11 protein-coding genes are annotated in these 13,434 nt (G+C 51.0%); 5 read left to right on the top strand and 6 right to left on the bottom strand.

Annotation, left to right across the window (positions count from 1 at the left end; all coding sequences use genetic code 11):
- Positions 1–15: 15 nt before the first annotated feature.
- Positions 16–1,074: a formimidoylglutamase gene (locus tag R3187_RS07360; protein WP_318966038.1), complete on the top strand. Its 1,059-nt coding sequence runs from the start codon at positions 16–18 to the stop codon at positions 1,072–1,074.
- Here R3187_RS07360 and R3187_RS07365 read toward each other — a convergent pair.
- Both R3187_RS07365 and hutI read right to left on the bottom strand, forming a co-directional pair.
- Positions 1,071–2,597, bottom strand: coding sequence for a bifunctional diguanylate cyclase/phosphodiesterase (locus R3187_RS07365; RefSeq protein ID WP_318966039.1), 1,527 nt, complete (start codon positions 2,595–2,597; stop codon positions 1,071–1,073). The two genes, R3187_RS07360 and R3187_RS07365, sit on opposite strands and share 4 nt — an antisense overlap.
- 81 nt (positions 2,598–2,678) lie before the next feature.
- Positions 2,679–3,899, bottom strand: coding sequence for an imidazolonepropionase (gene hutI / locus R3187_RS07370; protein ID WP_318966040.1), 1,221 nt, complete (start codon positions 3,897–3,899; stop codon positions 2,679–2,681).
- A gap of 105 nt (positions 3,900–4,004) precedes the next feature.
- Between hutI and hutC the strand changes: the two genes are divergently transcribed.
- From hutC to R3187_RS07390, 4 genes are all read left to right on the top strand, one after another.
- Positions 4,005–4,721 (top strand): histidine utilization repressor, encoded by a 717-nt coding sequence (hutC, locus tag R3187_RS07375; protein ID WP_318966041.1) that lies wholly within the window; start codon positions 4,005–4,007, stop codon positions 4,719–4,721.
- Positions 4,722–4,731: 10 nt separating this feature from the next.
- Positions 4,732–6,405: a urocanate hydratase gene (hutU, locus tag R3187_RS07380; RefSeq protein ID WP_318966042.1), complete on the top strand. Its 1,674-nt coding sequence runs from the start codon at positions 4,732–4,734 to the stop codon at positions 6,403–6,405.
- Between the two features lie 4 nt (positions 6,406–6,409).
- A complete protein-coding gene (hutH, locus tag R3187_RS07385; RefSeq protein WP_318966043.1) occupies positions 6,410–7,945 on the top strand; it encodes a histidine ammonia-lyase in 1,536 nt (511 codons plus the stop codon).
- A gap of 189 nt (positions 7,946–8,134) precedes the next feature.
- On the top strand, positions 8,135–10,162 hold the full coding sequence (locus R3187_RS07390; protein ID WP_318966044.1) for a methyl-accepting chemotaxis protein: 2,028 nt from the start codon (positions 8,135–8,137) through the stop codon (positions 10,160–10,162).
- Positions 10,163–10,315: 153 nt separating this feature from the next.
- Here R3187_RS07390 and R3187_RS07395 read toward each other — a convergent pair whose 3' ends face one another.
- The 4 genes from R3187_RS07395 to R3187_RS07410 form a co-directional block, all read right to left on the bottom strand.
- Entirely contained in the window at positions 10,316–10,936 is a 621-nt protein-coding gene (locus R3187_RS07395) for a restriction endonuclease (RefSeq protein WP_318966045.1), read from the bottom strand.
- 117 nt (positions 10,937–11,053) lie between these two features.
- Positions 11,054–11,971, bottom strand: a complete 918-nt coding sequence (locus tag R3187_RS07400) for a bifunctional GNAT family N-acetyltransferase/hotdog fold thioesterase (protein WP_318966046.1) — start codon at positions 11,969–11,971, stop codon at positions 11,054–11,056.
- Between the two features lie 32 nt (positions 11,972–12,003).
- On the bottom strand, positions 12,004–12,441 hold the full coding sequence (gene dtd / locus R3187_RS07405) for a D-aminoacyl-tRNA deacylase (protein ID WP_318966047.1): 438 nt from the start codon (positions 12,439–12,441) through the stop codon (positions 12,004–12,006).
- Positions 12,438–13,304, bottom strand: a complete 867-nt coding sequence (locus R3187_RS07410; protein WP_318966048.1) for a virulence factor BrkB family protein — start codon at positions 13,302–13,304, stop codon at positions 12,438–12,440. Before R3187_RS07410 ends, dtd begins: the two co-directional genes overlap by 4 nt.
- Positions 13,305–13,434 lie beyond the last annotated feature (130 nt).

Raw genomic sequence — 13,434 nt, forward strand, 5'->3', positions numbered from 1 at the left:
TACTGAGCTTATTTTATGTTACAGCGTTTTAGCAGTAGTGAACTAACAGATTATTGTATCCGGCGGAGCGGCGAAACCCGCATTGGCCAGCAGTTGCGGTTGCCGGATCCAAACATGCCTTATCCTGAGCTGCTGGCTGCTCATAAAGCTGCCGGTGGCCAATTTGTTTTGCTTGGAATAGCAGAATCTATTGGTCCACGGGCAAATATGGGCCATGGTGGCGCCGAACTCGGTTGGCAGGCGTTTTTGCAGCGTTTTTTGAATCTGCAACACAACGATAACCTGGCAACAAGCCGCATTTTGTTGCTCGGACAAATTGACTGTGCTGAACTCCAGCAGCAAGCATCAACATTAGACAATCAGAACCCGGAGCAGCTTACTCAGTTACGCCAGCTGTGTGCTGAGCTCGATCTGCGGGTTAAGCAGCAGTTAATTCCGATTTTTGCAGCAGGCTTATATCCGATCGTCATCGGTGGGGGCCATAATAATGCGTATCCGTTGCTGCAGGCTTTGGCTGAGGTCAGCGGGCAGCCGGTAAATTGCGCTAACCTCGACCCGCATGCTGACTTCCGGCCGTTGGAAGGACGGCATAGTGGCAATGGTTTCAGTTATGCCAGTGCAGCAGGTTGTCTTGGCCATTACACGGTGCTCGGGCTTGATCTGCAGAAAAATTCCGCGGCCAGTTTAACCATGCTGCAACAAGCGGCAGCCGATTACATCAGCTATCAGCAAATTGTTGTGCGCCAGCAACTAAGCTATCAGCAGGCGTTGGATCAGGTCATTGAGCAAAGTTGTCATGGCTTGGCTGATATTGCGATAGAGCTTGATACTGACAGTATTCAGGCGATGCCTGCCAGTGCCATTAATTACAGCGGATTCAGTACCGGACAGGCGGCTCAGTTTGTGTTTCAACTGGCCCGGCTGCCCCGCGCCCGCTATCTGCATCTGGCTGAAGCCGCTCCGGCGTGTCACCCGGCCGGTCTGACTGCCGGTATCAGTCAATGCGGTCAGGTGCTGGCAGCACTGGTGCTGGCTTTTATTGACGGTAAAACACAACAACCACCGGAAATTTAGCCCGGATGGCGCTGTTGCCACTGCCGCAGCCAGGAAGGAAAGCCACTGAGCTCAAACGGCTGCGAGTACCAGAAACCCTGGCCACGGGAACAACCCATTCGTAGCAGCTTATCTTCAACTTCAGCGCCTTCCACACCTTCGGCAATAACCCCGAGTCCCAGGTTTCTTGCCATATCAATTATAGCGCCGGTAATCGCCATATGTGCCTCAGTTTTGTGCAATTCGCTGATAAAACTGCAGTCTACTTTGACATGCTGCACCGGTAGCTGGCGCAAGTACGCCAGCGAGGAAAAGCCGGTGCCAAAATCATCCAGCGCCAGTTCAACCCCAAGCCGGTGCAACCGTTGCATCATTGCCATAGTGCGTTCCGGCTCAGCTATCAGCGCATTCTCACTGACTTCCAGCATTAGTAACTCTGGTTTAACCTGATATTTTGCAAACAACTGCTCCAGTGCCTCGATCAGCTCATCCTGCAGTAAATCCTTACTGGAAATATTAACGGCGATCCGGCTGACTAACTGCTGCTCTGTTAAACTGGCGATGGTTTTGATTGCCTGCTCTAACACCCACAATGTAAGCGGATATATAACACCCATTTCTTCAGCCAGCGCCAGAAATTGCTCTGGTGCCAGTAAACCTTTTTTGGGGTGCCGCCACCGGATAAGCACTTCGCCCGCCAGCACCTGACGGTTTCGCATCGCCATTTGCGGCTGCACAAACAACACCAGCTGATTGTCATCAATCGCCTGGCGTAATTCCGCCATCAGGGCCAGCTTTTCTGTGGTGTAGTTAATCATCTCCGGGCTAAACAGCAGACTGGCACCACGTTGCCACTGAAAATGCTGCAATGCCAGATAAGCCCGCTCCAGCAGTTCGTTAAACTGAGAACTGTGCTCAGGATAAAGTGAGATGCCCACCCCTAACCGATAATCAATAGCGCAACCATGCACCAGCATGGGCTGTGGTACCGATTGCTGTAATTGCCGGGCTAAAAATTCTGCCCGTGCCGGCTGATTACCAATATCCAGCCAGATTGCAAAATCAACGCTGCCCAGATGACATACCCGCACAGGCTGTTGCTGACGGTATTCGTATGTCAGAATTTTAGTTTCATCGGCAAGTTTGTCGTTAATCCGCTGCGCAATCTGCGCCAGGATCAGATTACTGTTACTGTGTCCCAGCAACTGATTTATCTGGTCGAACTGCTCTACTTTTAGCAGAATAAGTGCAAATTGCTGATCAGGCGCACTTTTCAGCAGCTCATCAAGTTTACGCTGCAACGCAAATTTATTTGGAAAGCCGCTGATATCATCGTGTAAGGAATAAAAACCCTGCATATCGGGTTTAGGTTGCAACGCCTTTCTGAGCCGTAGCTTTAAGGCAACAATATAAATAAATGCCAGCAGTAATAGCAGCAGCAACAGCAAAGTTGCCGGCAACGCCGGGCCGCTCTGTTCAGCCATGACCGGCGCACTACCCGCGAGCAGCCCCAATGCCAGCAAACGATTGAATCCAGTAATCATACCGCTACCACACCTTGTTACTGCCATGATGTTTTCTGCTGACAGCTTACCCCAAATTCAGCAGTTGTAAAGTCGCACACTTTATAGCCTTACAAGTTTACCTTTAATAATCAGCTGCTTAAGCTGATTAACACCAAACTGATAGCACAGTTCAGCAGGCTGGCTGATGGCATAACTGGCAAAATCTGCCCGCATTCCCTCCCTGAGCACCCCACGGTCGGCCAGCCCCAGCGCCGCCGCACCGTGCCGGGTTACACCCAGCAGTGCTTCTTCCGGCGTTAGCCGAAACAGAGTGCAGGCCATATTCAGCATTAGCGGCAATGAACACAGCGGTGAAGTACCGGGATTTAAATCGGTCGCCACTGCCATAGGTACCCGGTACTGACGTAACAGGTCCACAGGAGGCAACTGGGTTTCCCGCAGAAAATAGTATGCGCCCGGCAACAGCACAGCAACGGTGCCGGCTTTGGCCATCGCCGCCACGCCCGGTTCATCCAGAAACTCGATATGATCTGCCGACAAGCCGGCAAATTCAGCAACCAGAGTGCTGCCGCCAAGATTCGACAACTGCTCAGCATGGGCCTTAACCGGCAGTCCTAACGCCCGGGCAGTGGCAAAAACTTTACGGCACTGGCTGACACTGAAGCCCAGCCCCTCGCAGAATGCATCCACCGCATCAACCAGTTTGTCAGCATGCAAACCGGGCAACATCTGACAGACCGCATCAATGTAACCATCAGCATTCTCAGCATATTCAGCCGGCAGGGCATGAGCGCCCAGAAACGTTTTAACTATTGTTGCCGGATGATATTTATCAAGCTCGGCGGCAACTTCCAGTATTTTTTGCTCAGTAGCTAAATCAAGACCATAGCCAGACTTAATTTCAACGGTACTGACCCCCTGGGCCAGTAAGGTATTGAGCCGGTCTTTTGCCAGTTCAAACAGTTGCTGATGACTGGCTGCCCGGGTTGCCGCTACAGTTGCTTTAATCCCGCCGCCACTGGCAGCAATCTGCTGATAACTGGCACCGTTTAAGCGCATTTCGAACTCGTTGGCCCGGTTGCCGGCATAGATAAGATGAGTATGACAATCAATAAAACCAGGCAGGATCCACTGGCCCTGCATATCATGTAACGGGGTGGCCATTGCGTCAAACCCGGGCAACTCGTCGCGCTTGCCAATAAAGGCTATCAGGCCATCTTTTATGGCCAACACGCCATTTTTAATGGCGCCATAAGGCTCACCGTTGTCGGCCATGGTGGCAATATTGGCATTAATCCAGATGGCATCAAACTGCTGCATAGGGCTCTCCTGTTGGCGACTATTTAATAATTTTACACCAACAACTTGTATATACAACCAAATTGCAGTATTTTTTATTAAGCAGCAGTGGGAATGGGAGTGGTTATGGCGGTTGCCAAATTTGCCGAAATAAAAGAGTTTATGCTAAGCCAGATTGAAATTGGCGCCTGGCCCGAGCATAGCCGGGTACCGTCAGAAAATGAGCTGGCCGAGCAATTCAGTGTCAGCCGGATGACCGCGCGCCGGGCATTACAGGAACTGACTGAGCAGGGCATATTGTACCGTACCCAGGGTGTGGGCAGCTTTGTTGCCGCGCTGAAATCGCAATCATCACTGCTGGAAATCCGTAATATTGCCGATGAAGTACAAGCCCGGGGGCATGCTTACAGCGCCCGCTTGTTGCAACTGACTGAATTGCCCTGCCCGACCATTATTGCCAGTGCACTCGGCCTCAGACGCAACGATCCGGTTTTTTTCTCATTAATTGTTCATCTGGAAAACAATCTGCCGCTGCAACTGGAAGCGCGCTACGTCAGCCCGTTACAGGTGCCCGACTATACCGCTCAGGATTTCAGTTACCAGACACCGCATCAGTACCTGAGCCTGATAGCACCGTTGACGGAAGCCGAGCACACCGTAGAGGCCATCTGGCCGGATGATTTTACCTGCAGGCATTTAATGCTGAAAAAAGCCGAACCCTGTCTGCGTCTGACCCGCCGCACATTCAGCCGGGAAGGCGCAGTCAGCCTGGCTTATTTAACATCACCGGGTAGCCGCTATCGCTTAGGCGGCCATCTGAATTTTTCATTACCGATAGCATAGAGACTAACTGATGACAGACTCACGTATTGATAACAGCCGGGTCGTGCGCGCAGCACGCGGTGCCACCATCAGCGCCAAAAGCTGGCAAACCGAAGCCGCCAAGCGGATGCTAATGAACAACCTCGACCCGGAGGTTGCCGAGCACCCGCAAGCCCTGGTGGTTTACGGGGGTATCGGCCGGGCTGCCCGCAACTGGCAGTGCTTTGATAAAATTGTTGAGGTATTAGACCGGCTGGAAGATAACCAGACTTTGCTGGTGCAAAGTGGCAAGCCGGTGGGCGTATTCCCGACCCACCCCGACGCGCCGCGGGTCCTAATTGCTAATTCTAATCTGGTGCCGGCCTGGGCCAACTGGCAGCATTTTAATGAGCTGGACCGCAAGGGCCTGATGATGTACGGCCAGATGACCGCTGGCTCCTGGATTTATATTGGTACCCAGGGCATTGTCCAGGGAACTTATGAAACCTTTGTCGCGATGGCGAAGCAACACTTTAATGGTGATGCAACTAATAAATGGATCCTGACCGGTGGTTTAGGGGGTATGGGCGGGGCGCAGCCGCTGGCTGCCACTATGGCAGGCTTTCATATGCTTGCCTGTGAGGTGGATGAAAGCCGCATTGATTTCCGGCTGAAAACCCGCTACCTGGATAAGAAGGCCTACTCGCTGGATGAAGCCTTAACCATGCTGGAGCAGGCAAAAGCTGAAGGCAAGCCAACGTCAATTGGTCTGCTGGCAAATGCCGCAGATGTATTCAGCGACTTGGTTAAACGCGGCATAACGCCGGATGTGGTAACCGACCAGACCTCAGCACACGACCCGCTAAACGGTTACCTGCCCCAGGGCTGGAGCATGCAGCACGCGGCCGAGCAACGTAAAGTAGACGAAGCCGGGGTGGTTAAAGCCGCCAAGCAATCTATGGCAGTGCAGGTGCAGGCTATTCTTACCTTGCAACAACGCGGTGCAGTGGCAACAGACTACGGCAATAATATCCGACAGATGGCCAAAGATGAAGGCGTAACCAATGCCTTTGATTTTCCGGGCTTTGTACCGGCTTATATCCGGCCGCTGTTTTGTCAGGGTATAGGACCATTTCGCTGGGTGGCGCTATCCGGCGATGCCGAAGATATCTACAAAACGGATGCCAAAGTAAAAGAGCTGATCCCGGATGACCCTCATCTGCACAACTGGCTGGATATGGCACGTGAGCGCATTCAGTTTCAGGGGTTGCCGGCCCGTATTTGCTGGATAGGCTTAAAAGACCGGGCCCGCATTGCTCTGGCGTTTAATGAGATGGTGAAAAACGGCGAGCTGAGCGCACCGGTGGTGATCGGCCGCGATCATCTGGATTCAGGCTCAGTGGCCAGCCCTAACCGTGAAACCGAAGCGATGCTTGATGGCTCTGATGCCGTTTCAGACTGGCCATTGTTAAATGCATTACTAAATACTGCTGGCGGCGCAACCTGGGTGTCTTTGCATCATGGCGGTGGTGTGGGTATGGGTTACAGTCAGCACAGTGGCGTGGTCATTGTTGCTGACGGTACCGACGCAGCAGCAGCGCGGCTGAGCCGGGTTCTGTGGAATGACCCTGGCACGGGCGTAATGCGCCATGCGGATGCCGGTTATGAAATCGCGGTTAACTGCGCTAAAGAACAAGCCCTAGACTTACCAATGGTAACGGAGTAACAACATGAGTTATACACTGAATTTAATACCGGGTAAGTTAACGCTGGCCCAGTTACGGCAGGTACAGCAGGGGCCGGTGCAGTTGACACTGGACAGTGCGGCAATACCGGCTATTGAAAAATCAGCGGCCTGTGTTGCTGCAGTCATTAAACAGAATAAAGTGGTATATGGCATCAATACCGGCTTTGGTCTGCTGGCCAATACCCGGATTAAAAATGAGGAACTGGAACTGCTGCAGCGTTCTATCGTATTGTCGCACGCGGCCGGTTTTGGTGACTTTATGGATGACAGTACGGTACGCTTAATGCTGGTGCTGAAGATTAATGCGCTGGCTCGGGGCTTTTCAGGCATTCGGCTGAGCGTGATCGAAGCGTTGATCGGCCTTGTTAATGCCGGGCTGTACCCATGCATTCCGGTTAAAGGCTCGGTTGGCGCCTCGGGTGATTTAGCACCGTTGGCCCATATGGTGTTACCATTAATTGGTGAGGGTGAAGTCAGTTTCCGCGGGCAGATCTATGATGCAGCTGAAGGCTTAGCGCTGGCGGGCATGGCTCCGCTTACCCTGGCAGCCAAAGAAGGGCTGGCATTATTAAATGGCACCCAGGCCTCAACAGCGCTGGCGCTTGAGGGCTTATTCCGGGCAGAAAACTTGTTTGCTGCCGGCACGGTAATTGGTGCCATGAGTGTTGAGGCAGCGCTTGGCAGCCGCGCCCCTTTCGATTCCCGAATTCATCAGGCCCGCGGCCAGCAGGGTCAGATCGATGCCGCGACCGTATATCGTCACTTGCTGACAGACGGCTCAGAGGTCGGTTCGTCGCATAAAGATTGTGAAAAAGTACAGGACCCTTACAGCTTAAGGTGTCAACCTCAGGTGATGGGTGCCTGTCTGACCCAAATCCGCCAGGCCGCAGAGGTGCTGCAGGTTGAGGCCAATGGCGTAACCGATAACCCGCTGGTATTTGCTGATGAAGGCGATATTTTGTCAGGCGGCAATTTTCACGCTGAGCCGGTAGCCATGGCAGCCGATAATCTGGCGCTGGCCATTGCCGAAATCGGCGCCTTGTCAGAGCGACGGATGGCGCTACTGATTGATGCCAGTTTAAGTAAGTTACCAGCCTTTCTGGTGCCCAATGGCGGGGTCAACAGCGGTTTTATGATTGCCCAGGTTACTGCCGCAGCACTGGCCTCCGAAAATAAAAGTCTGGCTCATCCGGCTTCGGTTGACAGCCTGCCTACCTCAGCGAATCAGGAAGACCATGTTTCGATGGCAACCTTTGCTGCCCGACGATTAGCAGATATGAGTGAAAATACCACCGGGGTACTTGCGGTCGAATACTTGGCGGCCGCGCAGGGGCTGGATTTCAGATCGCCACTGCAAACCACGCCGTTACTGGAAAATGCCAAAGCCCTGCTCCGCTCCGAAGTAAGCTTTTACAATCAGGATCGCTACTTTGGACCGGATATTGAAAAAAGTGCCAGTCTGGTTCGCAGTGCCAGCCTGAACCAGTTTATTCCGCCCGCTATCCTGTGTAGTTTTTAAACAGCTATACAGCTTAACAATGCAGGCGCACTACTTTGGTGCGCCTGCCGTCAGGTTTGCACTTATTTGTCATATCCGCCGCAATTTGTGGCTAGACCAGTCTGTTTTTGTTTGCTACCTTGTTGTTTTAACTCCAACTCCTGACTTGGTCATTCTACTAAGACAAGCAGACATTTACTGGCGAAGGTTATGACGTTAAAAGTTGCGCATAAAGTCATTCTGGGTTTTGGTTTTATTGCAGCATTATTGCTGTTAGCCAGTATTTTAGCGCTGTTCAGCTTTAATACCGTTACCGGCTACAGTAACGATGTCAACGAGCTGGCCGTACCTGCCCAGCAACAAAGTAACCTGGCTCAGATCCAGTTGTTAAAACTGGCCAAATTATCTGCCCTGGGTTTTACCGCTGAGCAGCAGTCTGAATTAACCGATTACCAGCAGCAGTTTGCTACAAACAGAAACCAGTTCACGTCTCTTATCGCCGATTTTAATCAGTTAACTGCTAAAGATGATGCCTTGCAGCAACCGCTACAGGCAGCCCTGAACCATTTTCAGCAATACAGTGACGCCGTAGACAACATGTTCAATGCCCGCATCCAGAGTAACGCGGCAGCAAATGCAGTTGCTGGCGAACTTAGCGAGCTTGAAACATTAATTGACGAAACCGGTGCCGTTTTGCTCGATCTAGCCGACGCCGACTTGGCGCTGGATGATGATTTAATGGAGCAGATAAGTGGCAATGCCAACCGGATTGACGGCCAGATTTTGGGTTTACTGAACACCGTGCGGGAAGTGGCCGCTTATGTTGATTTAGCCGTGCTGGAGAGAAATCAGCAGAATATTGGCTTTACCCTTAGTGATATTCAGGTAAATATTGATTATCTTGACCGTCAGATAACGGGTATTGATACAGATGGGCTCTGGCCGCAATTTAAACAACAATTTGCCGCACTGACTGAACAACTGCAGGCCGATGCCGGTCTGGTTGGCCTGAAGCAGCAACAGTTGCAGCAACAGCAAGCCGCCCGGCGGCAATTAAACAGCTCAGAGCAGCAGGTAGCGCAAGCTGTGTTGGCGCTGGATCAGGTTGTTGAACTGGCAGATCAGCGTTTTAATCTGTTACAGCAGCAGGTATCAGACGCGTTGAATTCAGGCAGCAACCGCACCCTGGTAATGATGCTGGTTTTAGTCGTGCTGGCGGTGGTCGCCGCATATTTTACCATCAGCGCTATGCTCAAACCGCTGGCTAGTATCAACCATATGCTTGGCGACATTGCCAAAGGTGATTTAACCCGTGAGTTAACTATAAGTCAGCAAGACGAATTCGGTGCCTTGTCGGCTAAAGTAAACAGCCTGATAGCCTCGCTGCGTAGTTTAATCACCAATATCCAGCAAAACGCCACTGATCTGAACACTAATGCCAGCCAATCCAGCAGTGAAGTACAGGAAATCAGTACTTCTCTGCAACAACAACAGCAACAAATCAGCCGGGTTAATGGTATTACCGGTGAGCTGGCTGATAATACTCAAACCGTGGCAGATCAGGCCCAGCAGGCAGGCGAGGCAATGCGTCAGGCACTGGAGCAAAGTCAACAGATCCAACAAATTGCCCACAAGAACCAACAACTGATAACCGGCCTGGCGAGTCAGCTATCCGGCACCAGTGACGTAATGAATAAGGTTAATGATCAGTCAACTAATATTGGTGGCATACTTACCACCATCAGCGCTATTGCTGAGCAGACCAACCTGCTGGCATTAAATGCGGCGATTGAAGCGGCCAGAGCAGGTGAACAAGGCCGTGGTTTTGCCGTAGTGGCAGATGAAGTCCGCTCTTTGGCTGGCCGCACTCAGCAAGCGACGAATGAAATCAGGCAGATGATTGCCAGCTTGCAGCAGCAAAGCCAGCAAGCGGTTAACTCGGTGCTCACCGGTAAAACGGATGCTGAGCAATGCGTTGCCACTACTCAGCAACTGGCCACGGCGCTTGAGGCTGTTAATCAGGCAATGGCACAAACCCGGCAAATAAGTAATGCGGTTAGTGAGGCCAGTGCCAGTCAGCTGGAATTAGGTGCTGCCATCAATGACAATATGCAACAAATGGTGCAACTGGCAAACAGCAGTACCAGTAAAGCAGAGCGCACCCTGGTCCACAGTGATGATGTCGCCCGCTTAGCCGCCCAACTGCAGTCAGCCGCTACCCGTTTTAAAATTAACTAGTAAGTCCGTTACCGGTGGCCAGAACACTGGCAATAAAAAAGCTGGCCGAAGCCAGCTATGCAGGAAGTGAAGCAGTCCATGTTTATTATTTTGATTCCTTTCGCGACTTAATATCGCCTTTTTCCTGCTAAAAATCCTGATGAAACTTTGATATCAGCTCTGAATTATTGGTACTTGCTGGATTTTTGCCCGTTTTTGCTGTTTTCTTAAACTTTTACTGTCAAGCAAACTAATATTGGCTTCCTGGGCAAATATCCAGGCCTGATTAGAAAAGCCGCCACTGCTTACTACTATGCCATCGGTAATATCAACTGCCAGCATTTGCTGGAACATTGCCCTCACCTGAGTAATGTCGACTGGCAAACAGCTCTGTTGCACAAACACCAGGGTTTCGCGCTGCGCCCTTAATAACTGATAGTCGGCGGCAACTTTAGCGCTGGCAGATAACAACCCGTTGCGGCTCAACAGGCGCTGCGCCTGCAGTAAGAACTGTTGCTGACGATCACCACCATTGAGCAAGGCCCGCAACCGCTGATGAACACCCGCCAGACGGTGTTCATCATCAAGCTCCATAAATGCCAGCACATTACAAAATAAAGCGGCCACAAACATCAGCACAAACGCCCAGAGCATAAACGTTGACCAGAACGCAGACAATGTCAGGTCTTTGTCGTTCAGTAGCAGTGAGTGCTCAGCAAAAAACAGATAAATGCCACCAGCCAGAATGCCAATCAATGTGCTGATGGACGAAACCCAAAGCCATTTGCTTTTCATAAATACCTCAAACCTGTGTTGTCTGGGAGGTATTATCAGCTGCTGGCGCCCTGGCTGCTTTACCAAGTTTTGATAAATGCTTTATAAATACTGGCCGCGCCAGGAATATGCTTATTTTTAAGGCGACGGCTCAGGCAATACGACATATTGACCAATAAACTCAGCACAACACCGCTGCTGACAATAGATGCCGACTTTAATACGTTGCCGAACCTTTTTACCCTCAGCCAGGGGCAACAAATTGCCGCTGCAGTTAAGCAATTCACAGCGTGCTTCCGGCTCAGTGCTGACGGGGCGCAGATATCTGATATCGGCATGAGCCAGTACCTGGGCACCTTGCAATCCAAACGCCTTTAATTGCATATACAGCATACCCCAGCCCGTTAGCGTCGCCAGTGTGTAAATGCTGCCGGCAAACATAGTCTTATGTAAATTTATATTCGGCGCCAGCGGCGCGCTGCAGCTTAAGCGGTAGCCATCAAAGCCGGTTATCTTAAGTTGCATATACTGGCTAAGCGGGATAGTGTGCTGCCAGGTTTCTGTCAGCTGCTGCTGCCAAAGGCTAAAGTCATCATCGCTGCCAGATAGCCGGATTATTTTACTCATTTTCAGATGGGCGATGCCAAATAAAGGTGCAGCCTGCCCTGCCTGCTGGTAGCCGTGCTGCTGGTAAAAACCAACCGCTTGTTCTCTGGCGTTCAGTTGCAGTTGCTGCAAGCCAAGATAAACCGCCTGCTGTTCCAGTGCCTGCAAAATCATGCTACCCGCGCCTTTGCCACGGGCACTATCGGCAACCGCCATATAACGGATCTGACCAGTGGTGTTATCAAGCAGATGTAACCTGCCGACGGCCTGCAGCGCGCCGTGGCCATCAGTTAACATCATATGATGCGCCTGGTGTTCAAGCTCATCCTGCTCTGATCCCCGGGGTTGTTGCCATGGCGCGCGCAAAACCTGCCAACGCAATGTGTAATAAGCCTGCCATTGTTCCGGGGTTTGCGGCCGGGTTAACTGCCAGTCAGAAGGTATTGCCATAGGGTGCTCATCATTAAAACAATAGTGAAAGGTTAGCTACTCAGCATAAACGTCACCGGGCCATCATTGATCAGACTTACCTGCATATCAGCAGCAAAGCGACCAGTTTGCACCGGAATATTATGATGGGCTAATTGCTGAATAAACTGCAGGTAATACTGCTCAGCTTTGGCCGGAGCGGCAGCAGGGGTAAAACTGGGTCGCAGACCACTGTTAGTATCAGCTGCCAGGGTAAACTGCGAGACCACTAATACCGCCCCTCTGGCCTGCTGTACATTTAAATTCATTTTGCCATTATTGTCACTGAACAGCCGGTAATGTGCCACTTTATGCACCAGCTTGGTAAGCGACGCGTCATTGTCGGTCTCTTCAACGGCTAATAACACCAACAAGCCCTGTCCAATCGCACTTATTTGTTCGCCGGCTACAGATACCGACGCCTGGCTAACTCTTTGAATAAGCGCCTTCATGCCTGCGACTCTCCCGATTTTTCAGCTTCATCCAACTCAGCTCGTTGTTGCAGTAACGCAGTAAGCTCCGCGCCCAGTAATACCACCAGCCAGGATAAATATACCCAGATAAACAGGATAGGCACCAGCGCCAGCGCGCCATATAACGCCTGATAAGACGGAAACTCGCTGACATATAAAGTAAAGCCGCGTTTAAAAAACTCGAATAGTATGGTCGCCAACAGTGCGCCCCATAACGCGTGGCGCACCCGCACTTTCAGATTGGGTACCACCTGGTAAAGAATAAAAAATGCCAGCAGTGACATGACATAAGGCGTTAACCATAAAACAAAGCTGGAAATACCCGGCGTGTAATCATCAGCATAGCGGCTAAAAGTAGCCAGATAAGATGTCACGGCAATAGAGGTGCCAATCAGTACCGGGCCCAGCGTTAAAATCATCCAGTAGATTGAAAAGGAAATAATCGGCCGCGGCCGCTGCTTAACCCGCCAGATTTTGTTTAAGGTTTTATCGATATTATATATTAGCAGCAGTGCGACCACGATTAGCACCGTAATACCTACCGTTGTCATACCGCTGGTATTGCCGATAAAAGTATTAATATAGCTTTGAATTTCTGCGCCACGGGTTGGAATAACATTAGCAAAAATAAGCTGCTCTAATTCTGATTTCAGCTCTTCAAACATTGGGAACATACCGAGCATCGAAAACATGACCGCAATTAGTGGTACCAGAGATAACAGCGAAATATAAGCCAGATAACCCGCCACTATCGTGATCTGATCCTGCTGACAGCGCTGAAAATAAGCAGCAATGAAATTTTTACTCTGGCGCAGATACCGCCCCAGCTGTGGCTTGTCCATAGCAGCTCCTTAAAATCCTGATAAGCGCAAGAATACTTGAAAAATCAAAGACAGACCAGCATTCAGCTATTGGTAATATTTCAGCCAGAAACAACAAAGCCAGCGTTAAGCTGGCTTTGTTTTATAACAG

The organism is Arsukibacterium sp. (genome assembly GCF_033721375.1).
GTDB lineage: Bacteria > Pseudomonadota > Gammaproteobacteria > Enterobacterales > Alteromonadaceae > Alishewanella.